Source organism: Pseudomonas sp. NPDC087346, from assembly GCF_044744235.1.
Classification (GTDB): domain Bacteria; phylum Pseudomonadota; class Gammaproteobacteria; order Pseudomonadales; family Pseudomonadaceae; genus Aquipseudomonas.
This window is the reverse complement of sequence record NZ_JBIUXX010000007.1, coordinates 101,076-127,346: the sequence shown is the minus strand read 5'-3', so window position 1 is coordinate 127,346 and position 26,271 is coordinate 101,076. Positions and strand designations below refer to the sequence as shown.

The 26,271-nt window shown below is 59.6% G+C and carries 25 protein-coding genes; 10 read left to right on the top strand and 15 right to left on the bottom strand.

Annotated elements, in window-relative coordinates; translation table 11 throughout:
• Window positions 1-174 precede the first annotated feature (174 nt).
• The 8 genes from ACIOZM_RS06575 to ACIOZM_RS06540 all read right to left on the bottom strand — a co-directional run bounded on the left by ACIOZM_RS06575 (window position 175) and on the right by ACIOZM_RS06540 (window position 7,556).
• Window positions 175-576: a biopolymer transporter ExbD gene (locus ACIOZM_RS06575; RefSeq protein WP_003220570.1), complete on the bottom strand. Its 402-nt coding sequence runs from the start codon at window positions 574-576 to the stop codon at window positions 175-177.
• 1 nt (window position 577) lies between these two features.
• Complete coding sequence (locus tag ACIOZM_RS06570) at window positions 578-1,303, bottom strand: MotA/TolQ/ExbB proton channel family protein (RefSeq protein WP_401210943.1); 726 nt, start codon at window positions 1,301-1,303, stop codon at window positions 578-580.
• Window positions 1,304-1,347: 44 nt separating this feature from the next.
• Window positions 1,348-2,157 carry an energy transducer TonB gene (locus ACIOZM_RS06565; protein ID WP_401210941.1) on the bottom strand — a complete coding sequence of 270 codons (810 nt, stop codon included), beginning with the start codon at window positions 2,155-2,157 and terminating at the stop codon, window positions 1,348-1,350.
• A 274-nt stretch (window positions 2,158-2,431) separates the two neighbouring features.
• Window positions 2,432-2,767 (bottom strand): hypothetical protein, encoded by a 336-nt coding sequence (locus ACIOZM_RS06560; RefSeq protein ID WP_401210938.1) that lies wholly within the window; start codon window positions 2,765-2,767, stop codon window positions 2,432-2,434.
• A 22-nt stretch (window positions 2,768-2,789) separates the two neighbouring features.
• On the bottom strand, window positions 2,790-3,149 hold the full coding sequence (locus tag ACIOZM_RS06555) for a hypothetical protein (protein WP_401210935.1): 360 nt from the start codon (window positions 3,147-3,149) through the stop codon (window positions 2,790-2,792).
• Window positions 3,150-3,311: 162 nt separating this feature from the next.
• Window positions 3,312-3,638 carry a hypothetical protein gene (locus ACIOZM_RS06550; RefSeq protein ID WP_034151843.1) on the bottom strand — a complete coding sequence of 109 codons (327 nt, stop codon included), beginning with the start codon at window positions 3,636-3,638 and terminating at the stop codon, window positions 3,312-3,314.
• A 190-nt stretch (window positions 3,639-3,828) separates the two neighbouring features.
• Window positions 3,829-5,172, bottom strand: a complete 1,344-nt coding sequence (locus ACIOZM_RS06545; RefSeq protein WP_401210932.1) for an aryl-sulfate sulfotransferase — start codon at window positions 5,170-5,172, stop codon at window positions 3,829-3,831.
• Between the two features lie 23 nt (window positions 5,173-5,195).
• Window positions 5,196-7,556: a TonB-dependent receptor gene (locus tag ACIOZM_RS06540; RefSeq protein WP_401210930.1), complete on the bottom strand. Its 2,361-nt coding sequence runs from the start codon at window positions 7,554-7,556 to the stop codon at window positions 5,196-5,198.
• Between the two features lie 164 nt (window positions 7,557-7,720).
• Here ACIOZM_RS06540 and ACIOZM_RS06535 point away from each other — a divergent pair, with 164 nt between their 5' ends.
• Together ACIOZM_RS06535 and ACIOZM_RS06530 are read left to right on the top strand one after the other, a co-directional pair.
• On the top strand, window positions 7,721-8,665 hold the full coding sequence (locus ACIOZM_RS06535) for a LysR family transcriptional regulator (protein ID WP_401210927.1): 945 nt from the start codon (window positions 7,721-7,723) through the stop codon (window positions 8,663-8,665).
• A 215-nt stretch (window positions 8,666-8,880) separates the two neighbouring features.
• Entirely contained in the window at window positions 8,881-10,491 is a 1,611-nt protein-coding gene (locus ACIOZM_RS06530) for an alkaline phosphatase family protein (protein ID WP_401210924.1), read from the top strand.
• A 107-nt stretch (window positions 10,492-10,598) separates the two neighbouring features.
• Here ACIOZM_RS06530 and ACIOZM_RS06525 read toward each other — a convergent pair whose 3' ends face one another.
• Window positions 10,599-11,519 carry a TauD/TfdA dioxygenase family protein gene (locus tag ACIOZM_RS06525; RefSeq protein ID WP_401210922.1) on the bottom strand — a complete coding sequence of 307 codons (921 nt, stop codon included), beginning with the start codon at window positions 11,517-11,519 and terminating at the stop codon, window positions 10,599-10,601.
• Window positions 11,520-11,700: 181 nt separating this feature from the next.
• Between ACIOZM_RS06525 and ACIOZM_RS06520 the strand changes: the two genes are divergently transcribed.
• Window positions 11,701-12,621, top strand: a complete 921-nt coding sequence (locus tag ACIOZM_RS06520; protein ID WP_401210919.1) for a LysR family transcriptional regulator — start codon at window positions 11,701-11,703, stop codon at window positions 12,619-12,621.
• A gap of 123 nt (window positions 12,622-12,744) precedes the next feature.
• On the opposite strand, the gene ACIOZM_RS06515 is transcribed toward ACIOZM_RS06520, so the two are convergent.
• Window positions 12,745-13,758, bottom strand: a complete 1,014-nt coding sequence (locus ACIOZM_RS06515; RefSeq protein ID WP_401210916.1) for an ABC transporter substrate-binding protein — start codon at window positions 13,756-13,758, stop codon at window positions 12,745-12,747.
• Between the two features lie 366 nt (window positions 13,759-14,124).
• Between ACIOZM_RS06515 and ACIOZM_RS06510 the strand changes: the two genes are divergently transcribed.
• Genes ACIOZM_RS06510 through ACIOZM_RS06500 form a run of 3 tightly spaced genes read left to right on the top strand, consistent with a single transcriptional unit; the run spans window position 14,125 to window position 18,159 of the window.
• Entirely contained in the window at window positions 14,125-15,723 is a 1,599-nt protein-coding gene (locus ACIOZM_RS06510; RefSeq protein WP_401210913.1) for an ABC transporter permease, read from the top strand.
• The gene (locus ACIOZM_RS06505) at window positions 15,720-16,535 is read left to right on the top strand and encodes an ABC transporter ATP-binding protein (RefSeq protein ID WP_401210910.1); all 816 of its coding nucleotides are present in this window, start codon (window positions 15,720-15,722) and stop codon (window positions 16,533-16,535) included. Before ACIOZM_RS06510 ends, ACIOZM_RS06505 begins: the two co-directional genes overlap by 4 nt.
• A 13-nt stretch (window positions 16,536-16,548) precedes the next feature.
• Window positions 16,549-18,159 carry an arylsulfatase gene (locus tag ACIOZM_RS06500; RefSeq protein WP_401210908.1) on the top strand — a complete coding sequence of 537 codons (1,611 nt, stop codon included), beginning with the start codon at window positions 16,549-16,551 and terminating at the stop codon, window positions 18,157-18,159.
• A 130-nt stretch (window positions 18,160-18,289) separates the two neighbouring features.
• Here the strand turns inward: ACIOZM_RS06500 and ACIOZM_RS06495 are convergent, their stop codons facing one another.
• A complete protein-coding gene (locus ACIOZM_RS06495; protein WP_401210905.1) occupies window positions 18,290-19,363 on the bottom strand; it encodes a fatty acid desaturase in 1,074 nt (357 codons plus the stop codon).
• A 100-nt stretch (window positions 19,364-19,463) separates the two neighbouring features.
• On the opposite strand from ACIOZM_RS06495, the gene ACIOZM_RS06490 reads away from it, so the two are divergent.
• Complete coding sequence (locus ACIOZM_RS06490; RefSeq protein ID WP_401210903.1) at window positions 19,464-20,468, top strand: AraC family transcriptional regulator; 1,005 nt, start codon at window positions 19,464-19,466, stop codon at window positions 20,466-20,468.
• A gap of 103 nt (window positions 20,469-20,571) precedes the next feature.
• Here ACIOZM_RS06490 and ACIOZM_RS06485 read toward each other — a convergent pair whose 3' ends face one another.
• Entirely contained in the window at window positions 20,572-21,957 is a 1,386-nt protein-coding gene (locus tag ACIOZM_RS06485) for a heavy metal sensor histidine kinase (protein WP_401210900.1), read from the bottom strand.
• On the bottom strand, window positions 21,947-22,627 hold the full coding sequence (locus ACIOZM_RS06480) for a heavy metal response regulator transcription factor (RefSeq protein ID WP_401210897.1): 681 nt from the start codon (window positions 22,625-22,627) through the stop codon (window positions 21,947-21,949). Before ACIOZM_RS06480 ends, ACIOZM_RS06485 begins: the two co-directional genes overlap by 11 nt.
• Before the next feature lie 136 nt (window positions 22,628-22,763).
• Here ACIOZM_RS06480 and ACIOZM_RS06475 point away from each other — a divergent pair, with 136 nt between their 5' ends.
• Together ACIOZM_RS06475 and uraH are read left to right on the top strand one after the other, a co-directional pair.
• Window positions 22,764-23,249: a heme-binding protein gene (locus tag ACIOZM_RS06475; protein WP_401210895.1), complete on the top strand. Its 486-nt coding sequence runs from the start codon at window positions 22,764-22,766 to the stop codon at window positions 23,247-23,249.
• Window positions 23,250-23,260: 11 nt separating this feature from the next.
• Window positions 23,261-23,671, top strand: a complete 411-nt coding sequence (gene uraH, locus ACIOZM_RS06470; protein WP_401210892.1) for a hydroxyisourate hydrolase — start codon at window positions 23,261-23,263, stop codon at window positions 23,669-23,671.
• A 125-nt stretch (window positions 23,672-23,796) separates the two neighbouring features.
• On the opposite strand, the gene ACIOZM_RS06465 is transcribed toward uraH, so the two are convergent.
• A complete protein-coding gene (locus tag ACIOZM_RS06465; protein WP_401210890.1) occupies window positions 23,797-24,474 on the bottom strand; it encodes a Crp/Fnr family transcriptional regulator in 678 nt (225 codons plus the stop codon).
• Between the two features lie 83 nt (window positions 24,475-24,557).
• Here ACIOZM_RS06465 and ACIOZM_RS06460 point away from each other — a divergent pair, with 83 nt between their 5' ends.
• Entirely contained in the window at window positions 24,558-25,085 is a 528-nt protein-coding gene (locus tag ACIOZM_RS06460) for a DUF962 domain-containing protein (protein WP_401210888.1), read from the top strand.
• 114 nt (window positions 25,086-25,199) lie between these two features.
• Here ACIOZM_RS06460 and ACIOZM_RS06455 read toward each other — a convergent pair whose 3' ends face one another.
• The gene (locus tag ACIOZM_RS06455) at window positions 25,200-26,189 is read right to left on the bottom strand and encodes a sulfate/molybdate ABC transporter ATP-binding protein (protein ID WP_401210885.1); all 990 of its coding nucleotides are present in this window, start codon (window positions 26,187-26,189) and stop codon (window positions 25,200-25,202) included.
• Between the last annotated feature and the right edge of the window lie 82 nt (window positions 26,190-26,271).

Genomic DNA, 26,271 nt, shown 5'->3' with positions numbered 1-26,271 from the left:
GTAGGAGCTGCGGCACGCTGCGATCTTTTGATCTTGTCTTTAAAAACAACGTCAAAAGATCGCAGCGTGCCGCAGCTCCTACAGGGATCAAGGGTTCAGAGTGGGCGTTTTCCGAGGAATAAAAAAAGGGCCGCACCCTGCCAAGGAGACGGCCCCGGAAAATCGAAATTTCAGTCACCGCGCAGTGATCACCGACAACTTGGTAATCCCTGCCCGTTCAATCGATGCCATGGCTCGCGCCACTTCGCCGTAATTCACCCCATCGTCGGCCTGCAATTGCACGCGCACTTCCGGGTCTTTGGCCTTGGCCGATTTCAGGTTGAACTCCAGCAGGTCCGGCTGGATTTCATCCTTGTTGATAAACAGTTTGCCGGCGCCGTCGATACTCACCACCAGCGGGTCTTTCTGCTCGACCGGGGCCACCGCCTCGGTCTTCGGCAAGTTAATGGGGATCGCATTGGTCAGCAGCGGTGCGGTGACGATAAACACCACCAGCAGCACCAGCATCACATCCACCAGCGGCGTCACGTTGATCTCGCTGAGCACCTCGTCACTGTCTTGCGTGGAGAAGGCCATATCAGGACGCCTCCTTCACTTTCTGCCCGTTACCCTGAGCCGCGACTTTGTGCGCGGTCGGGTGGATCAGCACACGGAACGAACTCTTCTGCGCCAGGCTGTAGAAGTCATGGGCGAAGTCATCCAGGTCCGCCGCCGTCAGTTTCAAACGACGCAAAAAGTAGTTGTAAACCAGCACTGCCGGCACTGCGACCGCGATCCCCACGCCGGTTGCGACCAGTGCTGCACCGATTGGCCCGGCGACCGTTTCCAGACTCGCCGAACCCGCAGCGCTGATGCCTTTCAACGCTTCCATGATTCCCCACACCGTGCCGAACAAACCAATGAACGGCGAGGTGCTGCCAATACTCGCGACCACTGCCAGACCGGTCTCCAGCGAACGTCGCTCACGGACGATCTGCTGACGCAGGGCACGTTCGAGGCGATCCTGATGGTTGATCGCCTGGCTCAGATCCGCCGTCTGCGGCGCCTCGCCCACCTGGATTGCCGCGTAACCGGCCTGCGCCACCCGGGCCGCAGCGCCGGGTTGGGTTTCGCTCAACTCGGCGGCGGAATCCAGACTCGACGCCGCCCAGAAGCGTTTATGAAATTTGCGATCCTGCGCTTTCAGGCGACCGAACTGCACAGCCTTGAGCAGTGCCAGGCCCCAGGTGGCGACGGAAAAAACCACCAGCAGCCAGATCACCGCGCTTTCGATGGATTCCAGTGGAGATGCCAGTAACGTCATGATGTGTTCCCTCGTGTAAACGTTTAGCGCGAATAGGTTTCGGTTTAATGAATCTTGAAATCGATGGGCACGCTGACCCAGCCGTCCTGGGCGACATCACCCTGCTTGGCCGGCACGAAACTCCAACGCTTGACCGCGCTTAGCGCCGCATCGTCGAGCTGTTGCCGACCACTGCTTTTCTGAATCTGGATTTCCCCCGGTTTGCCGTTGGCCAACACATGCACTCGCAGCATCACCGTGCCCTCCCAACCGCGCCGCTGAGCCAGCGACGGATATTCCGGCGCCGGGTTTTTCAGGTACGCGGCATTCGCCGAGGCCGGAGTCACAGGCGCTGGCGCCGGTGGTGCGGGTGGCGCTGGAGCGGCAACCGGAGCTGCCGGTTGTGGCGGCGCGGGCGGTTGCTCGACAGCTTTCGGCGCAGGTTTCGGTGGCGGTTTAACCACTGGTTTGGGTTTTGGAATCGGTTTTGGTGGCGGCGGTTTAGTCGCCAGTTCGTCCTCCACCGGCGGTGGCGGTTCGACCACAGGTGCAGGTGGCGGCGGTACGACGACCGGAGGCGCTGGCGGTGCCGGGCGCGAAAACTCGATGGTCATCGGTGGAATTTCCGGCGGTACGATTGGCAGCGTCGGCGTCGGTTGCTGGTTGATCCAGTAGATCACCGCGCCATGCGCCAGCAATGCCAGAACACCGAGCAAGATCGATTCGCGGCGGCTCAAAATACCTTTGGGCGCACGCTGCAAACGCAGTTGCCCCAGCGGCAGGCGATGCGGCCGGCCGAGATCGACCAATTCGCCACTCGGTGCGTGGCGCCACAGCACCTCCTGTGCACTGGTGGCGGTCTGGACATTGCCCATTGATTCACTCCCTGCGGTCTCTTTGCGAAGTACCCGCCCGGTCGCCGCGAAAATCCCCCGGGCGACCGGTCGTTGAGGTGAATCATTGGAGAAATTGCTTATCTCCGAAAGTAACTTTTGCTGATTTGTTTAGATCTTTAGCGAATATAAAAAGTAATCAATTTGCGCCAGACCGCGACCAGCAAGGGCTAGCGCCCGATGTGAAATTTACAATGCTTTTCAAGCATGAAAAATATTCGGCGAAGGCATGTGAAAACCGCGGTTTCAAGGCTTTTCACGGGTTCTGTCGGACCAGTTCCAGTGCTGTCAAAGCAACGCTCCCAGGCAGATCGGCGCCAGTTCCCATTGCCCTGAGTCGGCCAAATCGTTGATCCGCCGAGAACAACACCCACGCCTGCACGTTGCCATCCGTCATGCGTGTGCTGAAGGTGATCGTGACAGCGCCAGTTGAAAAACCATGTTTGAAATGAAAGTTGCCGTAGGCAAGCGGGTAATCAATTCCGGACAGCGACAGCTTTCCGGTGAAGCTTCCGGTGCGCTCATCACCCTCTATGAGGGTCAGCGTGGTATCGGAAGGTTCGTGGCGATAAACACCGTTGATAGCAGTCATACGCAGCATCCTTGCTTGAATGTTATTGAGGTGTCGGAGCGTCGGCCAAAACCGGGCTGCGGGAATGACGGACGAAGTCACCGGGCAAACTGCTGACCGTCCCGTCGTAGGTGACACGCACGCAATGCCCCGTGAGTTCGTGGGTGCCCCGGCTTGGAGAAAACAGTGATAAGGCGAAATAGCCATGATCTTCATGGGCTGCGACAAGCGTGACCACGGTGGGCGGCTGATAGCCGTTGAGGCTTGCATAACGGCCATCGACGATGCCGTAGTTGATGCCTGCGTGATGCAGGGTGCCGCCGAACAGGCCGGTGCGGTCGTCGGAATCGACAATCGTCAGCGAAACACCATTAACGGTATTGGAATAAAGCGAGTTTTGCATGTAAGCGTCCTGAACGGTTGATAGAGTTCGCTGCGAGCTTAGAATCAAACACGAGTAAACTCTGTCATCCATCGGCAACATGACTTACATGAAAACGACTTATTTAATGTAAGAAAAAGCCGCCACGCTAAAATAGTGTGGCGGCTTTTTTATGACCTTACATTACTGTTTAACAAATTCCCCGGCCACTCCTACGACATCACCATCAAAATTTGTGCGCGAGCCCACCGCACGAACTTTCGAGTAGTTGTGGTCCGGCGAAAACAGCGTCCAGGACTGATAGCCTGTGCCATCATTCAGGGCCGTGAAAGTGATGATCGTAGGCTGCCCGGTGCTGTTCTGGAAATGGTAGTGCCCGTAAGCGATGTCGTAATTCACGCCGTTCTGGCTGAACTTGCCGCTGAAGGTGCCGTTGGAGTCGTTGCCATCGGTGATCGTCAACTTGGCACCAGCGTTCGCGTTTACATAATTGCCATTAATGCTCGACATAACGAAATTTCCTTTATCGTTGAATTAAGTGTCTTCCGATGAGAGCAAGTTTCCTCCTGGAAACTCACGTCACAGAGGATGGTTCGACATCCAACTCTTGTCCACGCAGTCGACCAACTGAATTGCAATAAGCACTGATCAACTTCCCTATAACTTATTGCGAATTGCTCGAGCATTAATTCCATTTAACCTAACGACTGGCATTGGTCTGTTGCACACCGGTGGCCGGTGCGATGACGGCCGTTTCCGAGCGCGGAGTTCCGGCCGGAACCCAGTCATAACTCACTGGCAGCGCGCGATAGACCCAGTTGCTGATCGCATCGCTGCCGGGCGCTTTACCCAGATACGGACTGACGTATTCCCAGACGTTTTCGCCATTGGCCGTGACCTGGAAAAACCTCCCGTTCATGCCTTCATCGATCAACGTGTTGCCGTTGGGCAAACGGCGAGCACTGCTGATGAACGAACTGTAAAACGCCCACCCCGGTTGCTTCGAATTGGCCGCGCTGTACTGCCAGACAATCTCATTTTTCACCGGATCGATTTCCAGCACCCGCGAACCGGAAATCAGCCCGAGAGTAACGTTCGGATAACCCGCCGAACCCTGGTTGTCGAACACCAGCAAATGGCCGGCGCCGGGCAATCCGGCCGGGATGATGTGCGCGTCGTGCTGACCAACGAACTGATCCACCGGTCGCGGTAATGTCTGCGCGGTTTTCGGGTTGCCCAGAGGCAGATTCGGCCCAAGACGCCAAACCACTTTGCCGCTGTGCTTGTCGATGATCGCAATGAAGTTGGCGTTGCGTGAATCGAGCAGCAGGTTGTCCGGATTGAAGCGTTTGTCCCCCGCATCGAACCACTTGTTCGGCCCGACCAGGCTGAGATTGTTGATGTGCAGGTAGTCAGGATTATCGCTGGCGCGCACCAGCCTCAATTGCTCAGGGGTGAAGCCGAATTCGTTCAGGTGTTCCGACGCCAGCCACTGCCATTTCACCGTCCCGTCAGGGCTGACCTCGTAGATCGCATCGTCGATCACCTCGGGCACTTTGAAGCCTTTGACCTTGTGTACCTTGTTCGCCAGCACCACGGTATTGCCGTTGCTCAGCCGGCGCTGATCATGATGCTGCTGCGCAGCGCCACCGGGGGCCTTGTCGCCCCACTGCCAAACCACTTTGCCGTTCCAGTCGAGTTCGCCGACGCTCTGATTGCCCAGACCGTTGCCGGCTGAACCGAGCTTGCCCGGGTCTTTTTCACTGAGTTGCAACAGCACATGCCCGCGCTCGCCACCGACCAGTTTTGGATCAATGATCGCCGAAGGAAAACCCGCTTGCGCCCAGGTTTTGACTTCGTTGCCGTTCATGTCGATCAGGTGCGTTTGTTTATCGGCGCCGCTGAAAATCACGTACTGGTTGAATGCTTTGTTCGGGTCGTAACGGGTGACGCCAGTCGGGTAGACACTGGGCGCGGCGAACGCTCCGGTACTCAGCACTGCGCCGGACAACAGCAGCGGTAAAGCGGACTTGATGGGCAACATGATGCAGCTCCTTGAATGACGAATCAGAAGTCGTAACGGCCAGTCACACCGAGGGTCCGTGGCGTGCCGAGCAAGCCCTCGTAACCACCGTTGCCGCCGGTCCACAGGGTTGTGTAGTAGGTCTTGTCGAAGGCGTTTTTCAGCCACAGCGAGATGTCCCACTGGCCCTGATTGAAATCGCCGCGCAGGCCGGTGGACAGGTTGACCACCGCGTAGCTCGGGATCTGTCCGTAGTCGGAGTCTTCGACCGTGCCTACCGCTTTCGAACGGAATGCGTAGCTGCCGGTGACGTAAGGTTGCAGACCGTTAGCCAGATTCCATTCGTATTTGCCGTTGGCGTTGCCGATCCACTTCGAGGCGCCGACCACTTGGTGGCCGCTCAGATCGCAGGACGCCGGAGCCCCCGGTGCCTGGCTGACCTCCGGCGGGCATGGGGCATCTTTGTACGAGAGATAACTGACGTCGTTGAACGAGCCGTTGAAGTTCAGCGTCAGGCCGCGCAGCGGAATGATCGTGCTTTCGAACTCGACGCCGCGTGAGCGCACCGAACCGGCGTTGGTCAGGTATTGCACGCGATTGACGTCGTCGTAGGCGTTGGTCTGGTAGGCGTTGACCTGAGTCCAGAACACGTTGGCGTTGAGCTGCAAGCGGCGATCCCACAGCGTGCTCTTGAAGCCGAGCTCGGCGTTGTTCGCACGCTCGGTGCCGATCAGCAACGAGTCGGCGCCAGCCGTGGGTGCTGAACCGACCACCAGATTGACCCCGCCGGACTTCTCGCCGTGGGACAAGGTTGCGTAACCGAGCAGATCGTCAGCGATGCGATAGCTGACGTTGAGCAACCCGGAAGGACTGGAGCTGTACTGATTCAAATCGCCGGAATCGTAGGCACCCGCGCGACCACGTCGCGCCGTGGCGGCTGCGCCCGTGACGGCCGCGCCACCTTGCGGGTCATCACGATTGACCCAGGCGTTTTTCTCTTCGTAGGTGCCGCGCACCCCGGCGGTGAAATCCAGGCGTTCGGTGAGGTGCCAGGTGCCTTGGGCGAACAACGCAAAACTGTCGGTCTTGATATGGCCGTTGCCGACGCTGTTGACGTTGGCCAGCGCACCGCGCGGCGTGCCGTTCCAAATGTCGGCTTGCGGGCCGTAATAGGCGAAGGATTTGTTATCCAGATCCGAACCGAAGTAGTAGGCGCCAAGCACGTAATCGAAGAACTCGCCCTTCGGCGAGGCCAGACGAAATTCCTGCGAATACTGTTTGTCCTCCACCGACACCCCGGCGTTGTATGTCGCCGCGACGTTGAGACCGTCGTCGTTACGCGGGGTGAAATTCCAGAAGCGGTATGAGCTGATCGAGGTCAGGGTGAAATCGCTCGGCAGCGTCCAGTTGGCTTCGACCGAAGTACCGCCCTGATGCACGGTGACGTGCTGGTCGTTGTCGAGATTGACCTTGCGATGCGAACCGTTGACCAGCGTTGCGCCCGCAGCCGCTGCACGCGACTGGTACAAATTGACGCCGTTGATGGTCGGCCCGGTGTTGTACAACACACGGGTGCCGGCGCTGGAATCCTCTTCGTTGTAGTCGCCGATCCAGCGCAGATTGAAATCTTCGTTGGGCTTGAACAGCAACTGCGCGCGGAAGCCATCACGCGAGCCGCCGTTCAAGTCATGGCCGTTGTATTCGTTCTTGATGTCGCCATCGCTGCGGGTGCGATAAGCCGAAAAGCGTCCGGCCAGCTCATCGTTGAGCGGCCCGGAAATCGTGCCCTTGGTCTGGAAATAACCGTCCTCGCCGACCGAGGTTTCAATGCTGCGCTCAGGGGTGAATGTCGGTGCACGGGTGTTGATGTTGATCACCCCGGCGGTGGTGTTTTTGCCGAACAGCGTGCCCTGCGGCCCGCGCAGAACTTCGAGCTGCTCAATGTCCATCAAGTCGAAAACCGCCATCCCCGGACGGCCCAGATAGACGTTGTCGATGTACAGACCGACGCTGCCCTCCAGACCATCGCTCGCCGGATTGTTGCCCAGACCACGAATCGACACGCTGGACTGGCGCGCATGCATGTAGGCGACGTTGACGCTCGGCACCAGTTGCTGCAAATCCTGAATCCGGTAAACCCGTTGCGTCTCCAGCGCCTGACCGCTGAGCACGCTCATCGGCGTCGGCACGTCCTGCGAACTTTCTTCGCGGCGGCGGGTGGTGACGGTCACGGTTTCCAGCTGCGAACTGTTGGCGGCCGGTTTGCCGGCCGGGACTGGCGCCGGGGTTTCGGTGTCGGCGGCGTAGCTGTGAGTCCAGCTGGCACTCCCCGCCAGCAACAGGGCCAGAGGCAGGCGTTTGAGCCGTCGTGGCGTTAAGGGTGACGCGAGGTTCAACGGACTCATGGGCGGCTCCTGGTGAAAAAACACACAGACATCTTTTGCGCTGCATATTCTTTTAAGTTATTTATTTATGTTTTTACAAAGATTTACTGCATAAGAGATTGCCTTTATAAGGAGTCGACCTAATGCATATCCAATGCATTTCCCGGATATTTTTTATGTGAAAAATGCATATCGACTTGCGTCAGCTCCGCCACTTCATTGCCCTCGCCGAACAACGCAGCTTCGTAGCTGGCGCGCAGGCGGTGAACCTGTCGCAATCGGCGTTCAGCCGCAGCATTCAGGCGCTGGAACACAGCGTCGGCTGCCAGTTGATCGACCGCGGGCGCAAGGAACTGCCACCGACCAAACAGGGCCAGGTGCTGCTCGAACACGCGCGGCGACTGGTCAGCGGTGCGCAGCAGATGGCCAACGAGATCAGCCAGTTCAATGGCCTGGAAGCGGGCGAGTTGCGCTTCGGTTGCGGCCCGGCACCGGCGGCCGGATTGATCCCTCGCGCCATCGGCGCCTTCATCGGTCGTTACCCGAAAGCGCGGGTGCAGTTTCAGGTCGATGACTGGCAGACGCTGAGCAAGCGATTGCTCAGCGAAGAGTTCGAATTTTTTGTCGCCGACACCCGGCACTTCGAGGCCGATCCGGATTACCAGACGCATCGCCTGCGCCCGCGAAAATGGCACTTCTGCTGCCGCGCCGGGCATCCACTGGCCGGGTTGGAAAGGGTCAGCGCGGCACAGTTGATGAGCTATCCCATGGCGGTGAGCATTCGTCCGCCGAACTTGCGCAAGGTCATTGTCGACCTCAGCGGCCGTCCGGATTTCGTCCCCAACGTGGAGTGCGAAAACAGCGCCAGCCTGCTGGGTGTGGTGCTGCGCTCGGATGCGATCGGGATTGTCGGAGCGTATTCAGATGCGCTGCACCGGGCCAAGGGTGAGCTGGTGTGTTTGAAAATTGATGGCTTGGCGGATGATCTGGAGGAGCTGTATACGCGCTACGGGATTGTCAGTCGGGCGGGGTATCGGTTATCGCCGCTGGCGGAGGCGATGATTGCGCAGATCAAGGAGGTGGACGCGCTGGATGAGGAAGTTTGTTCGCTGGAGAATCTTGCCGTCTGAACCACCGCTATCGCGGGCAAGCCACGCTCCCACAGGTTTTGCGCCGTACTCATATCTTGTGATCACCCGAGCACCTGTGGGAGCTGGCTTGCCAGCGATGGCGTCAGTACAAACGCCGATGCATTCGATGCATAAATCCCATTCCCCAAATGCACTTGCCGAACACCCCCGCCCAAAGCGAAAAACCCCACCTGTCTTCCTGACCGGTGAACCCCATGTCCAACCCGCAAAATCCCGTGCGCAACGTGCTCTACATCATGTGCGATCAACTGCGCCGCGATTACCTGTCCTGCTACGGACACCCACACTTGCACACGCCAAACATCGATCGCCTGGCCGCTGCCGGCGTGCGCTTCAGCCGTGCTTACACCCAAGGCACGATTTGCGGCCCGTCGCGAATGTCGGCTTACACCGGACGCTACGTCAGCAGCCATCAAGTGGCGTGGAACGCCGTGCCGTTGCCGCTGGAGGAATTGACCCTCGGCGATTACCTGCGACCGCACGGCATTCGTACTGCGCTGGTCGGCAAGACCCACGCCACGGCAAACGTCGACGCCTTGCAACGCTTGGCGATCAACCCCACGAGCGAGCAGGCCGAAGTGTTCAACGAGGTCGGCTTCGAGCCGTACTTTCGCCACGACGGGATTTTCCCCGATGACCCGTTGTTCGACGACAAACGCGAATCTGCGCCCTACACCCATTACCTGCGTGAACAGGGTTTCGACGGGCGAAACCCCTGGCACGACTGGGCGAATGCCGCTGAAGGCGAGAACGGCGAAATCCTCAGTGGCTGGAAAATGCGTCACGCACATTTGCCGGCGCGGATTCCCGAGCAACATTCAGAGACCGTCTACACTACAAATCGAGCCATCGACTTCATCAGTGAACAAGGTGATAAATCGTGGTGTTTGCACCTCTCGTACATCAAACCGCACTGGCCCTATATCGTACCGGCGCCGTACCACGCCTTGTACAGTACGAAATCGATTCTCCAACCGGTCCGTGCAGACATTCCAAGCGACCATCCGGTGTATCAGGCCTTTCGCCAGCATGAAGAAAGCCTGAATTTCTCCCGCGATTCCGTACGAAACAACGTGATCCCGGCGTACATGGGCCTGATCAAACAGGTTGATGATCAGCTCGGGCGGCTGTTCGATTTTCTGCAAAGCAACGGGCGCTGGGATGACACGCTGATCGTGTTCACCAGCGATCACGGCGACTTCCTGGGCGACCATTGGCTGGGTGAGAAGGAGTTTTTGCTGGAGCAGTCCGTTGGCGTGCCGCTGATCGTCCGCGACCCGCGAACGGCCGCAGATTCCACTCGGGGAACGGTGAATGACCGGCTGGCAGAAACCATCGATGCGCTGCCGACTTTTCTTCAGGCGCTCGGCCTGCCGGACGCGCAACATCGACTGGAAGGACGCTCGCTGATCCCACTGTTGCACGGTGAAAACCCGGACTGGCGCCGCTATGCGATCAGCGAGTACGACTACGCATTTCAGGCACCCGCACGCGAGCGTTTAGGCCAGCCCATCGACCGTTGCCGCATGACCATGGTGCGCAGCGAACGCTGGAAATACCTGGCGTACGATGGCTTCCGGCCGCAGCTGTTTGATCTGTTGAATGATCCGCAGGAGCTGAACGATCTGGGTGCAGATCCGGACTATGCGGCAGTGCGCGAGGAGCATGCGGGGCATCTGTTTGAATGGGTGCGCGGGTTGAAACGGCGCACGACCATCAGTCATCAGGAGATTGATTTGCGCGGGCAACGGTTTCGTTATGGCGAGCCAGCGACCGAGAAAGTGGTGCAGATTGGTGTCTGGTAGTTAAAAGCATCGCTGGCAAGCCAGCTCCCACAGGTCTTGAGGTGTTCACAATCCCTGTGTCCACTGAAGAACCCTGTGGGAGCTGGCTTGCCAGCGATGAGGCCCGATCAGACGCCGACGAGTTCAGCACCTTTGATGGTCTGGCTACGCTGCCCGGAAGCCCCCACCGGCACCTCACCTTTCAACGTCACCCGACGCACCACCCGGTCCTGCGTGCCGTAGTCGTCAATCGCGTAATGCTGAGTCGAACGGTTATCCCAGATCGCCACATCACCGGCCTTCCAGCGCCAGCGCACCACGTTTTCCTGACGGATCACATGGCTCTGCAACAACCCGAACAAATGCGCCGAATCCGCCTGCGAGTATCCCTTGATGCGTTTGACGAAGTGCCCCAGCAGCAAGCTCTTCTCGCCGCTGATCGGGTGCACACGCACCACCGGATGTTCAGTCTCGTAAACGGTCGATGTAAAGATCTTGCGATAGCGCTCAAGCTTCTCCGCCGACACGTCCGGCTTCGTAGCTGCGTAGTCATATTCGTTGCTGTGCACGGCGACCAGTTTGTCCGCCAGTTCACGCAGCTCAGTCGGCAGTTCGTTGTACGCGGTAGCGGTGTTGGCCCACAGGGTGTCGCCACCGAACGCCGGCGCAACCACCGAACGCAGGATCGAGGCTTTTGGGTAGGCATCGACGAAGGTCACGTCGGTGTGCCACGAGTTGGCGCGCTGGCCCTCGGCACCGTCCAGCTCCAGCAGATAACGCGTGCCCTCGCGGGACGGCACGGTCGGGTGCGCCACCGGCTCGCCGAGCAGATGAGCGAAGGCTTCCTGGCGCTGATCGTCGAGCTGAGTCTGCTCGCGGAAGAACACCACTTTGTATTGGATCAGCGCCTGCTGGATCGCTTCGACGGTGGCAGCGTCCAGTTCACCGGACAGGTGCACGCCACGAATCTCGGCGCCGATACGACCGGCCACCGGATGAATTTCCAGCGCGTGGACAGCGGGTTTTACAGCGAGTGCGGCATTGCTCATGGGTAGACCCTCATCGACTGCTTGCGGTAGGACGGCAGCGAAACATCGCTCTATCTATATTCCATTTACATCTAATAGATATTCATATGCTTCGTTGACGGAATAAGAGCTTGCATTTAAAACCTCTAGCAACCCTCGTCGCAAATGCCTTCGAGCTATTTTTAGGATGCCGGAAAAGCATATGGATCTTCGCCAGTTGCGTTACTTCATCGCCCTCAACGAACACCGCAGTTTTGTCCGTGCGGCAGACGCGATGGGCATCACTCAACCGGCGTTCAGCCGCAGCATTCAGGGGCTGGAGCAAGAGTTCGGCTGCGTGCTGGTGGATCGCGGCAACAAGGATCTGCGCCCCACCCCCGAGGGTCAGGTGGTGCTGCAACATGCGCTGACGCTGGTGCAGGGCGCGGCATTGCTCAGCGCCGAAGTGACGCAGATGACCAAACTCGATGCCGGTGAGCTGCACTTCGGCTGCGGCCCGGCGCCAGCGGTGAAACTGGTGCCTGATGCCGTCGCGCAATTCATCAATGCGCACCCGAAAGTGCGCACCTGCTTTCAAGTGGATAACTGGGAAAGACTCAGCCGCGCCCTGAGCCGCGAAGAGATCGAATTCTTCATCGCCGACATCCGCCATTTCGAGGCAGATCCGAACTTCCAGACCCAGGCGCTGACGCCCAAGCGCGGGGTATTTTTCTGCCGTCCGGGGCATCCGCTGCTGGCTAAGGAAAGCCTGTCGACCAACGACATGTTCGACTACCCGTTGGCGACCACGCTGATCCCGCCCGGGATTCGTAAATTGCTGGCGAATCTCAGCGGACGCATCGATTTTTCGCCGACCATCGAGACCGAGCATTTTCCGGCGCTGGTGAAAGTGGTGCTGCAATCCAATGCGATTGGCGTGGGCACGGAAGAGGCGTTTGTCGAAGACATTGCGCAGGGTTCACTGGCGCTGCTGCACTGGCGCAATCTGCCGCAGAATCTGGAGAGCATGAATGCGCGCTGCGGGATTGTCAGTCGCACCGGGTTTCGTTTGTCACCGGCGGCAAGGGCGATGATCGAGACGTTGGTGGCGGTGGATCGGCAGGAGGTCAGCGTCGCCGTTTAAGACCGCAATCGCCAGCAGGCTGGCTCCCACAGGGATCTTCGGTGAGCACGGATTCTGCATCCACTACCGATCCACTGTGGGAGCCAGCCTGCTGGCGATGAGTCCTGTCCAAGCGCTACAGATTCAAAGTTTTGCAGCAGCCAACTCAGGTGCCACCCAATCGCTCACCTTGAACGGCTTGCGAATCAGCTTCTGCTGCGCCGCCAGATCCACCGAGTCCTGCAATTTGCCGAGGAACACCGGGTCCAGCGTCGAAGGGAATACCTCGCTCAACTTCTGATCCTGCAAGTCCTGCGACAGAATCACCGGTGGATAACTCGCCAGCCCCGACACCAGTTGCACATAAGCGTCCTTGTTGTCGTCCTGAGTCAGCCACTCGACTGCCTGCTGCTGCGCCTTGAGCAATTTCGCCACGGCCTCCGGATGGCCATCGACAAACTTGCCGGTGCCCACCAGCACCGACTGCACACTGCCGGCGCCGCCAAGATCCTTGGTGTTCAACGGCAACTCGGCCAACCCTTTGGCTTGCAGCGCAGTCAGCCCGGAGCTGCCCCATGATGCATCGATCTGTTTAGCCGCCAGCGCCGCGACCGCTGCGTTGAAATCAAGGTTGATGACTTTCAGATCCTTCTCGCTCAAACCCTGACTGGCCAGCGCCGCATCGAATGACAACTGCGTCGCGGTACCACGGAAGATCGCCACGCGCTTGCCCTTCAAATCCTGCAGCGTTTTGATCCCCGAACCCGGCACCACGCCCAGATACTGTTTGACCCCACGCGCACTGGCGCTGAGCAACCGCGTATCCAGGCCATTGGATTTGCCGATGATCGCCGCGAGGTCACCGAGATACGCCAAGTCCACCTGACCATTGGCGAATGCTTCGTTGATCACCGGCCCTGCACCTTTGAAAAAGCTCCACTGAATCTTGATGCCCTGATCGGCAAAGGCCTTTTCGAAGATTTGCCGATCACGCAAAACGTCCACCACGCCACCGCCGCTGTGCTGGGTACCAGCGCTCAGATCGGGTACGGCGATCCTGATTTCCTTGAGTTCATCGGCCTGCGCGGTAAACGCCAACAGACCCGCCAAGGCCGGGATGGCAAACAGACTAATGACGCGTTTAAAAGGGATGTTCATGGGTGCGGCTCCTGATCACGACGGGCGTTGAGGAGCCGAAAGTAGGCATAAGCCTGCCCAACACTTAAATACTATAAATGCACATTTTTATAGCTTTAGGGACTAAGCGAGCTAATACGGGGCTTGCGGAGCGGTATGCATTAACAGCATCGAAAATATTCTCCGAATGCATTGGATGCGCATGGGCTGGAAGCCTTAAATGGTCTTGCTTATCTCTTAATAGTATTAATTGATATTTTTATATAACCATTTAAAGCAAAAGATCGCAGCCTTCGGCAGTTCCTACAGTTGACCGCATTCCCCTGTAGGAGCTGCCGGAGGCTGCGATCTTTTGATCTTGATCCAACCCGACAACGGAGGTCACCCATGGCCCGCCAATCCCTGCTCAGCCTGCCGCTGGCCGCCCCGCCGCTGAAGAGTCGACGTGTCTGGCCGAGCCTGAGCCATCGTGTTTTGCCCTGGATACTGCCGCTCGCCCTGTTCGCCTTGTGGTGGCTGGCCGCACGTAATCAGTGGATGAGCGAACAGATCCTGCCGGCGCCGTCGCTGGTGTGGAGCAGCGCCGTCGAACTGTCCCACGGCGAGTTATGGAGCCATCTGTGGATCAGCCTGCAACGGTTGTTCTGGGGACTGCTGGCCGGGGTTTCGGCCGGTGCGGTGCTCGGCGCGGCGCTGGGTTTCAGTCGCCGTCTCGAACGTTTGATCTTCCCGACCTTCGCCGGTCTGGCTCAAGTGCCGACGCTGGCATGGATACCATTGTTCATGGTGTTTTTCGGCATCGGCGAAGTGCTGAAACTGGTGGTGCTGATCAAAGCCATCGTGGTCCCGGTGACTCTGCACACGCTGGTTGGCGTGCGTGACGCGCAGCCAAAACTGCGCGAAGCCGCCGCCGTGCTGCGCCTGCCGCCGCACTTGCTGATCCGCCGGCTGGTGCTGCCCGCCGCACTGCCGGCATTCATGGCCGGTGTGCGACTGGCGCTGGCCGCCGGCTGGGCGTCGCTGCTGGCCGTGGAGCTGCTGGCCTCCAGCGAAGGCATCGGCTACCTGATGGTCTGGGCGCGGCAGTTGTTCATGCTCGATATCGTATTCGTGTGCATCGTGGTGATCGGCGTGATTGGCGTGGTGATGGATCGCGGCATCGGTTTTCTGGATAAAAAACTGGTGCACTGGCCGCATCCGGCCACCGCCGAAATTCGTCGTGGTCCGCGTTATGAAGGCTGGCAACGCCTGCAACCGTGGTTGCTGCCGCTGGGGCTGGTCGGGTTGTGGCAAGTGGCGAGCGATCAACAATGGATCGACGCCAACATTCTGGTCGGTCCACTGGTGGTGCTTGAAGCGCTGCGCGCTGGTCTGCTCGACGGCACATTGATCAGCGGCATGGCCCTGAGTCTCGGGCGGACTCTCGGCGGCCTGCTGCTGGGCGGTGGGCTGGGTTTCGCCCTCGGTTTGCTGCTGGGCCTGTCGCGTACCAGTGAACGGGTGCTCGGCCCGACTCTCGCCGCGATCCGTCAGATTGCAATCTTCGCCTGGGTGCCGCTGCTGACCGCGTGGTTCGGCCTGGGCGAATTGGCGAAGTGGGTATTCGTCGCACTCGCCGCATTCTTTCCACTGTTCATCGCCACCCAACGCAGCGTCGCCCACCTCTCGCCGCAACTCAACGAAGCCGCGCAAGTGCTGCGCCTGAGTCTCGGCCAACGCTTGCGCCGACTGGTGCTACCGGGCGCCGCGCCGGGCGTGTTCGCCGGCCTGAGATTGAGCCTGATCTACGCCTGGCTCGGCACCATCGGCGCCGAATATTTCATGCCGTCCAACGGCGGCATCGGCAGCCAGATGATCGGCGCGCAACAACTGCTGCGCATGGATCTGATCATGGCCGGCATGTTGCTGGTCGGCCTCACCGGCGCCCTCCTCAATCTGATTGGCCAACGCCTGGAAATTCGCGCGACCCGCTGGAGACACGCATGAACGCACCGATAGTCAGCTTCACCCACGTAGGCAAATCCTTCGACGTCGACGGTTTTCAACTGGAGGCGATACGCGAATTCAACCTCGACATCGCCGAGGGCGAGTTCGTCGCCATCGTCGGCTCCAGCGGCTGCGGCAAATCCACGCTGCTGCGTTTGCTGGTCGGTCTCGACACAGAGTTTCGCGGACAGATCAGCGTCGATGGCAAAGCCGTCAACGGCATCGGTGGCGAGCGCGGCATCGTCTTTCAGGAACACCGATTGTTCCCGTGGCTGACGGTCGCCGACAACATCGGTCTGGGTCTGGTCAACGAACCTTTGAGCGCCGCTGAAAAGCAGCAACGCATCAATAATTTCATTGATCTCGTCGGCCTGCGCGACTTCACCCGTGCCTATCCGCATCAGCTTTCCGGCGGCATGGCGCAGCGCGTGGCGATCGCCCGCGGACTGGTCGCCAGCCCACGAATTCTCCTGCTCGACGAACCCTTCGGCGCCCTCGATGCACTGACCCGCCAGCAGATGCAGGACGAACTGCTGGCCATCCGCGAGCGGGCGAAAATCACCACGATTCTGGTCACCCATGACGTCGAGGAAGCGATCTTTCTTGCCGACCGCGTGGTGGTGATGGAGCCGCGTCCCGGGCGTATCAAGCAGGTGGTCGATATCGCCCTGCCCCATCCGCGCCAGCGCAGCAGTTTCGATTTCCATCAGTTGCGCGAAGAACTGCTGCACGAACTGACCAGTGACGATCATTACCAACCCAGCGCAGCCGTGCAGATCCGCGATCTGCCGCTGTCGTTCATAGCCTGCTGAGAGGAGTTTTTCGATGTCGCAACGCCCCAACTTCCTGGTGATTCTGGCCGACGATCTCGGCTTCTCCGACATCGGCGCGTTTGGCGGGGAAATCGCCACGCCAAACCTCGACGCGCTGGCCAACAACGGCCTGCGCCTGACCGATTTCCACACCGCACCAACCTGCTCGCCAACCCGCTCGATGCTGCTGACCGGCACCGATCACCACATCGCCGGCATCGGCACCATGGCCGAGGCACTGACCCCGGAGCTGATCGGCAAACCGGGTTACGAGGGCTATCTCAACGACCGCGTCGTGGCGCTGCCCGAGTTGTTGCGCGAGGCCGGTTATCAGACATTGATGAGCGGAAAATGGCATCTGGGCCTGACCGCCGAGCTGGCGCCGCAGGCTCGTGGTTTCGAGCGTTCGTTCTCGCTTCTGCCGGGCGCGGCCAACCATTACGGTTTCGAGCCGACCTACGATGAACATACCCCCGGTTTGCTGAAATCGACCCCGGCGCTGTACATCGAGGACAAGACGTTTGTCGACGAGTTACCCAAGGATTTCTATTCCTCGGACGCATTCGGCGACAAGCTGTTGCAGTACCTCAAGGAGCGCGATCAGACCCGGCCATTCTTCGCTTACCTGCCATTCTCCGCACCGCACTGGCCGTTGCAGGCACCGGCAGACATCGTTGAAAAATACCGTGGCCGTTACGATGCCGGTCCTGAGGTTCTACGCCTCGAACGCTTGGAAAAACTCAAGTCACTGGGATTGATCGAACCAGACGTCGAGCCGCATCCGCTGATTCAACTGACGGCGCAATGGGATGCGCTGAGCGACGAGCAAAAGCAGATTTCCGCACGGGCGATGGAGGTCTACGCGGCGATGGTCGAGCGTATGGACTGGAACATCGGGCGAGTGGTCGATTACCTGCGCCAGCAAGGCCAACTCGACAATACTTTCATCCTGTTCATGTCCGACAACGGTGCGGAAGGCGCGCTGCTGGAAGCGTTTCCCAAGTTTGGCCCGGAACTGCTGACTTACCTGAACCAGCATTACGACAACAGCCTCGACAATATTGGCCGCGCCAATTCCTACGTCTGGTACGGGCCGAACTGGGCGCAAGTGGCGACTGCGCCGTCACGGCTGTTCAAGGCGTTCACCACCGAGGGCGGGATTCGCGTGCCGGCGTTGCTGCACTATCCGCAGCTGCCGCTCAAAGGGCAGATCAGCCACGGCTTCGGCACGGTGATGGACATCACGCCGACAATTCTTGACCTGGCTGGCGTGCGTCATCCCGGCAAGCAATGGCACGGCAAAGCGGTCGCTCCGCTGCGTGGTAAATCGTGGCTGGGTTTCCTCTCGGGCGAGACCGCGCAGGTGCATGACGAACACACGGTGACGGGTTGGGAGTTGTTCGGGCGACGGGCGATTCGGCAGGGCTCATGGAAAGCCGTGTACATCCCAGGGCCGGTGGGGCCGGCGACTTGGCAGCTTTATGATTTGGCGAGTGATCCGGGGGAGATTCATGATCTGGCGTTGAGTCAGCCGGAGAAGCTCAGCGCATTGATCGGGCATTGGCAGCAGTATGTCGAGGAGACGGGGGTGATTCTGAGTGAGTCGCCATTTCAGCCGGATTGAGGTTGCCTGAAAAATCGCTATCGCTGGCAAGCCAGCTCCCACAGGGAAGGATGTGGTTCACAAAATCCATGAACCACACAAAAACCTGTGGGAGCTGGCTTGCCAGCGAAGAGGCACTTGAACTCACCCATCAAGCCTGAGCTGTACGCGCCTCTTCACTCACCTTGGCCTCTTGGCGAACAAACCGGTTCGCCCGCCCAAACGTGCCGAAATCATTAAACCGCACACCCATCTCGCGCATCACCTTGTGGGCCACCGGCACCGTCATCTGGCGAATATAAAACGGTTCCTTCACCACAAAATGGTGAATCCCGTGGCTGCTGCCGAAGTTGAAGCAAAACGCCTGCAACGGCCACAACCACACAGGATTCAACACCTGGCATTGCTGGATCACATTGCCCGGTTCGATATCCCCGTAGTAGTGCATGTTCGAACTGATGAAGTGCAGGCAAAAAGTCCGCAGCACGTTCGGGCCGATGATCACCACAGCGGCGATATCGATCACCTGCATCACCGACAACGTGGTTGCCGACCATTCAATCGGCGTCCCCATCAAATAAGCGATGCCATTCGCCGCATGGAAGCCGAGAAACACGTACCAGGCACCCCAATGCACCAGCGCCAGTGGCGCGTAGACCCTCAGCGTGCGTTTGATGATGCTGAATTTGTGCGCCCAGGTTTTCGCCCGCAGCATGCGGATGAACGCCGACATCACGTTGTCGCCAACCATCAGCAAACGCGCAAAACCCCACGGCTCGCCGTTGGTGATCGCCCGCTCTTCCATGTCGGTCTCGGTGCCGGACACCTTGTGATGATTGAGGTGCAGATGACGACGAATCCACGGATTGATCGTACTCGGCCGCGCCAGCCAGACGAGGCCCATCATCAAGTTGTGCGGGATGCGCTGCTTGCGGAAGTACATGCTGTGGATCAGGTCGTGTTCCAGCTCATGGGTCAGCGAAGCAAAAAACGCGTTGAGCAACAGGCACACCCACCACGCCATATGCCCGGTGATGTACAGCGCTGCCGAACCGATCATGCCGGCCAGGGCAAAGGCCAGAATCCCCGCGCCGAGGGCGTCCTGATGCTTGAGAATCGGGTAGCGCTCACGCAATTCGACGCCTTTTGCCAGCACCACTTCGCGAATATGCGCTGATCGCTGGGCAGCATTGTGTCGCTGGGGACTTGCAGAAGTACGGTCCATGCTTCCATCCTCTGGTTATTGATGTTCGCATCCTGCCCTGTGCAGATGTCGAACACGCTAGCCGTGAACGCCAACCTGTTGACCGGAAGCGCCAATCCGCATGAAGGAACCGACCTCCCTCGCCAGCTGGACCCGTGCCCTGCGCAAGCAACTCGATGCGCTGGGGCTGGACAGCATCGCCCTGTGCCAACAGGCCGGCCTCGATCCGCAACTGATGGACGACCCCAACGCGCGCTATCCGTTGTCCGGCACCACGCGCCTGTGGGCAATCGCGGTGCAGGTCAGTGGCGACCCGGCCATTGGTTTGCGCGTGTCGCGGTTTGTCAGTCCGACCACGTTTCATGCGCTCGGTTATGCGCTGGTGGCCAGCGGCAGCTTGCGTGAAGTGTTCGAACGCATCGTGCGTTATCACCCGGTGGTCAGCGATGCTCTGGAACTTGAGCTTAGCCGCAACGATGACCGCTACCTGTTTCGTCTGAAGGTGCCGACCGGCAATCCCGCGCCAGCCTTTGAAGCCATCGACGCCTTTGCCGCGATCTACGTGCGTACCTGCCGCAATCGTCTGGGCCGCGACTACGCGCCGCTCGCGGTCTACCTGCGCCGCCCGGAACCGACGGACGCGCATCAATGGCACAAAGTCTTCCGCGCGCCGGTGCATTTTTCCGCCGTCGAGGATCGTCTGGAGTTCGCCCTCGCCGACTTCGACAGCCACCTCGACGACGCCAACCCGGAGCTGGCCGAACACAACGAAGCCGTGCTCAAACGCACGATGGCGCAGCTCCAGCCGTTGACCTGGGAGCGCAAGGTTCGCGACGCCATCGAAGAACAATTGCCCGAAGGTGAGCCGAGTGCCGAACGCATCGCTCAGACGTTGCACCTGAGCCTGCGCAGCCTGCAACGGCATCTGGCGGATGAGGGTTGTCGCTTCGATACGCTGCTCAACGAAAGCCGCGAAAATCTGGCGCTGCTGCATCTGCGTGATCCGCAATGTTCGCTGAGCGAGATCAGTTATCTGTTGGGGTTTGCCGATACCAGCAGTTTCAGCCGGGCGTTCAAGCGCTGGACCGGGCTGACGCCGGGGCAGTTTCGCGATGGGTTGCGTTGATCCAGAACCGGGTTGTCTGATCTGGCGCCATCGCGAGCAGGCTCACTCCTACAGGAGGAACGCATTCCAATTGTAGGAGTGAGCCTGCTCGCGATAGCGTTCTTTAATTCACCACAAAACCCAGCTCAAACACCGTGCCCGCCGCATCACTGCCCACCCGCACCCGTCCCCCATGCAATTGCATGATCGACTGCACAATCGCCAGCCCCAACCCACCGGAGTCTCCCGGTTCAGCGCGGGACGGATCAGCGCGGTAAAACCGGTCGAACAGTTTGCCCAGATGCTCATCGCCAATGACTGGCCCGACGTTGTGCACCTGCAACCAGCACACACCCTCGGCATCTCGTCGCCGCAAACTGATCAGCGAACCGCTGTCGGCGTGTCGCACGGCGTTGGCCAACAAGTTGCCGAGCGCCCGTTGCAGCAGTTGCCGGTCGGCGTGGAGTTCGCCATGCAGGCCATTTTCCAGACGAACGTCGCGGTCATCGGCCAGCGCTTCGAAGTAGTCGCACAGTTCCTCGCCGAGCGGTTGCAGATCGAGTGTCTGCAAGCTCAGCGCCCGCTCTGCCTGCTCGGCGCGGGCGAGGAACATCAGGTTTTCAGCCATGCGCTTGAGCCGTTCGAACTCTTCCATGTTCGAGGCCAGCACCTCCTGATACTCCGCCGTACTGCGCGGATAGTTCAACGCCTGACCGTTGCTGGCGAGCAGCGTGTGCAGCGGCGTACGTATCTTGTGAGCGAGGTCGGCGGAAAACTGTGACAGGCGCTGCACGCTGTCATCCAGACGGGCGAGCATGCCGTTGAGCGCTTGCACCGGCTCCAGCAGTTCGGTGGGCGCGTCGGATGTTGCCAGACGCTGATCGAGGCTGCGCAAGTCGATACCGCGCACCGCTTCGCTCAAGTGGCGCAGCGGTTGCAGCCCTCTGCGCAACAACAGTAATCCGAGGGCAAACGCCAACAGCGCGCCCAAGCCGATGGCCAGATACAGACGCGTTCGGTAACTGCCGAGCATCTGCTCTCGCTCACTCAGTACCTTGCCGGCGATCACTGTCAGCAATTCGCCGTTCGGGCCTTGGGCCTGGCCTGACAACAACGCCAGTTCGGCGCCGTCCGGGGCCGGCCAGGTCAGCACGTCCTGGCGTTGCGGCGACTGATCGCGAGCGATGGCGTTCAGCGCCGGAAGCTCGCGCTGGCGCGGATTGATCGCGATCACGTTCGATCCATCGGCGCGTCGTACCAGCAGCAGACTGTCGAGATTGCCGAGCATGTTCTGATACAGCCTCGGCCGTGCCTGCAAGGCGTCGAGGCTGTCGCTGTCGGCGAGCAACGCGCGCACTTGCTCCAGCCGCCCGAGCAACGCCATGTCATCGCGGTAGGCGAGTTCCGAGGCGAGCGAGCGGTAAAGGAACACGCCAATCAAGCTCAAGACCAACGCGCAAACCGCGGCAAACGCCAGAGCCAGGCGCCAGGCGATGGATCTAGAGCGCATCGTCCGGCGCTTCCAGTTGATAGCCGACACCGCGCACGGTGTGGATAAGTTTCGGCATGTAAGGATCATCGACTTTCGAACGCAGACGACGCACTGCCACTTCGACCATGTTGGTATCGCTGTCGAAATTCAGGTTCCACACCTGCGAAGCGATCAGCGTGCGCGACAGCACTTCGCCCTGACGGCTGGCGAGCAACTGCAGGAGGGTGAATTCCTTGTTGGTCAGGTTGATCCGCTGCCCGCCCCGGCTGACCCGGCGGCGCAGCACGTCAATTTCCAGATCGGCAATGCTGTACGACTCCGCCTCGCGCATCGGCCCGCGCCGCAACAAGGTACGCACCCGCGCCAGCAGTTCAGCAAACGCGAACGGTTTGAGCAGGTAATCATCAGCACCGAGTTCGAGGCCGCGCACGCGGTCTTCGATGGCATCGCGGGCGGTAAGGAACAGCACTGGTGTGGCGCCGCGCTGACGGATCAGTTGCAGCAATTGCCAACCATTGAGGCCCGGCAGCATCACGTCGAGGATGATCAGGTCGTATTCCTGCTGCTCGATAAAATAACGCCCATCGAGGCCATTGAGCGCCACGTCCACGGCAAAACCCGACTCACCCAGGCCCTTGGCGAGGAAGTTCGCGGTTTTGGCTTCATCTTCTACGACCAGCAAACGCATGGCACACCTCGATTGTTCAGGTGCACAGGCTAGGCGCCTTCGGCAGCCTTGCCCATTACAAACTTGTAATCAGACTGACGAGCTTCTGACGAAGACGGGCGACTAAGGTGGCGACCTTCGCTTCTGGAGCCTGCCCATGACCGTCAAATACCTTGTTGCCAGCCTGGCCATCGGCCTCAGCGCCCACGTTTTCGCTGGCGCCGAACTGCCACGCCACGCCGACCTCGACTTGAAAACCGCACGCCATCTGGCCGACGCAGCGCTGAGCAATTGCAGCGGCACGGTGTCGGTGCTCGACCGTGGCGGCAATCTGTTGGTGACCCTGCGCGGTGATGGCATCGGCCCGCACAACACCGCCGCCAGCCAGCGTAAAGCCTACACCGCACTCTCGACGAAAAGCCCGACGCGGCTGTTTGCCGAGCGCGCCCGCAGCAATCCCGAAGCAGCCAACCTCAACACCCTCGATGAACTGCTGTTGCTCGGCGGTGGTGTGCCGCTGTTCAGCGGCGCGGAACTGGTCGGCGCCATGGGCGTGGCCGGTTCCGGCGGTGGCGAGCAAGACGAAAACTGCGCGATCAAGGCAGCCAAGGCTGTCGACCTGTCCATCACCGCTTCCCGATAAGGAGATTCACCATGACTCACTTGCGCATGACCTTCGCCGCGCTCGGCCTGAGCGCTTTCTCAAGTCTGGCCCTTGCCGCCGGTAATCCGTTGAGCGTGCACGTACTCAACCTGGAAAACGGCCTGCCGTCGCCGGGCATCAATGTGACCCTGGAAAAACACGTCGGCCAGAACTGGCAGCCGCTGGCCGAGGGAACGACCAATGAACAAGGGCGAATTGCCGAACTGTTCCCGGCCAAACAACCTTTCGAGGCTGGGCAATATCGGGTGGTGTTCAAGACCGGCGAGTACTTCGAGAAGGCCAAGCACGAGACGTTCTTCCCGGAGATTCCGGTGATCTTCGAAGTGAAGCAGACCGATCAGCACTACCACATCCCACTGTTGCTCAGCCCGTACGGTTTCTCGACCTATCGCGGTTCCTGAGCATCACACCAATCAACTGTAGGAGTGAGCCTGCTCGCGATAGCGATCGTTCATCCAAAATCGATGGCGGCTGACACGGCCTCATCGCGAGCAGGCTCACTCCTACAGGGGGTGGATGGTGATCTTCAGATTGTGGCGAGCATTCGCAAACGCACGGCATCGAGGATTTCGATTTCGCCGTAGCCGAGTCCGATAATCCCCTGTGCCTGCAAGTCCTTGAGGATCTGGTTGGTCGTCTGCCGCGACAGCGACAGCATCGACGCCAACTGCTCCTGCGGCAATTGCAGAACCCGGCGCGGCGGATCGAGTTCGCCGTAGCCTTCAGCGATCATCAGCAATCGATGCGCCAAGCGCGCCGGGGCCGGAAGCAGGCTCAGCTGTTCGAGGTTAATGAAGGTCAGGCGCAGTTTATGGCTCATCAGCAACGCCAGATGTCGCCAGTACACCGGCTGTTCATCGAGCAACTTCAGCAGCGTGTTCTGCGGGATATTCAGCAGCGTGCACGGCCCGACCGCGTAGGCGTCATGGGTGCGTGGCTGGCCGTCGAACAGGCAGATTTCACCGAACCAGTGCGGCGCTTCCACCAGACTCAACAACGCTTCCTTGCCCTGCTCGCTGACCGCGCCGATACGCACGGCACCGTCGAGTACCGCGTACAAACCACACGGCGGATCACCGCGCTGGAACAAGCGCTGCCCCGCCGTCAGCCGTCGCTCCCGGGCCGCCGCCAGCAGGCTATCCTGAAAGGATGCAGGCAGATGACTGAACCATTGCCCGCTCAACAACCGTGAACGAATTTCCATCAACACTCCTGGATTGTCGCCTGCCTGACAGAGCGATCCGTGAACCTGGGGCATGATCCGATCACCCTACAGGAGGAACAACAATGAAAAGCCTCGTCGACCATCTCAGTCAATACGCCGCCTACCACCGCGATCCGCGCAACATCGTCAGCCACTTTATCGGTATTCCACTGATTGTGGTGGCGGTGGCGGTATTGCTGTCGCGTCCGGAATGGTCGCTCGGTGGTTTGTGGATTTCGCCGGCGGTGATCCTTGGGCTCGCCTCGGCATGGTTTTACCTGCGCCTGGAATTGAAACTCGGTGTGCTGATGACCGTGCTGATGGGCTTGTCTGTATGGGCAGGCCATGCCCTGGCGCAGCAAAGCACCATGGTCTGGCTGAGCAGCGGCCTGGCGATGTTTGTGATTGGCTGGGTGATTCAGTTTGTCGGGCATCACTATGAAGGGCGCAAACCGGCGTTCGTCGATGACTTGAGCGGGCTGATTGTCGGGCCGTTGTTCGTCGTGGCCGAACTGGCGTTCATGCTCGGAATGCGGCATGAATTGAAAGAGCAGATCGAGGCGCGCGCCGGCACGGTGCGGGTCAATCCGAACGGCAAAGCGGCGGCTTAGGCCGCTTTAAAAGATCGCAGCCTGCGGCAGCTCCTACAGAGTTTCGGTTGGTCACACATTTTGTGATCGACCCAGTCCAATGTACGAGCTGCCGCAGGCTGCGGTCTTTTGATCTTAGAGGCTGGCGACTTTCTGCCAGACCTTGGGCTTGAAGAACAGCGTCTCGCCACGCGCCAGGCCGATCAGGCTGTCGTGGTCTTTTACCACTTCTGCCTCGATCAGATCGGTCTGCCCCTCAACCTTCAGCGTCACCCGCGTGGTCGCGCCCAGCGGCCGGATATCGCGCACTTCTGCCGCGTGGTGATCTTCCAGTTCATGCCGCGACAGCGACACTTCGTGCGGGCGGAACAGCACATGGTTGTCGTCACTGAGCAGCAAGCGGTTCGAATCACCGAGGAAGTGATAAACGAAATCGCTGGCCGGGTTTTCGTAGACGTCACCCGGTGAACCAATCTGCTCGATCACCCCCTTGTTCATCACAACGATGCGGTCGGCAACTTCCATCGCCTCTTCCTGATCGTGGGTCACGAAAACCGAGGTCAGATTGATGTCTTCGTGCAGGCGGGCAAGCCAGCGACGCAGTTCTTTACGCACCTTGGCGTCGAGGGCGCCGAACGGTTCGTCGAGCAGCAGCACTTTCGGCTCAACGGCCAAGGCGCGGGCCAAAGCGATACGCTGACGCTGACCACCGGAGAGTTGTTCCGGATAGCGATCCGACAGCCAATCCAGTTGCACCATGTTCAGCAGCTCATGAACCTTGACCGCGATCTGGCTTTCGCTCGGGCGCTGGTTTTTCGGTTTCATGCGCAGGCCGAACGCGACGTTGTCGAACACCGTCATGTGGCGGAACAAGGCGTAATGCTGGAACACAAAACCGACGTTGCGATCACGCACATCGTGGCCGGAGACGTCTTCACCGTGAAACACGATGTTGCCCTGATCCGGGGTTTCCAGACCGGCGATGATCCGCAGCAGCGTGGTCTTGCCGCAACCGGACGGGCCGAGCAGCGCCACCAGTTCTCCGCTGTGGATGTCCAGGCTGATGTTGTCCAGCGCCTTGAACGCATTGAAATTCTTGCTGACGTTACGCACTTCGATCGACATGAATTATTAATAAGAGGCGCTGGCGCGCAGGCGGTTGATAATGTTTTATCTAAACTTATTGATAATAAGGATTAATATATCC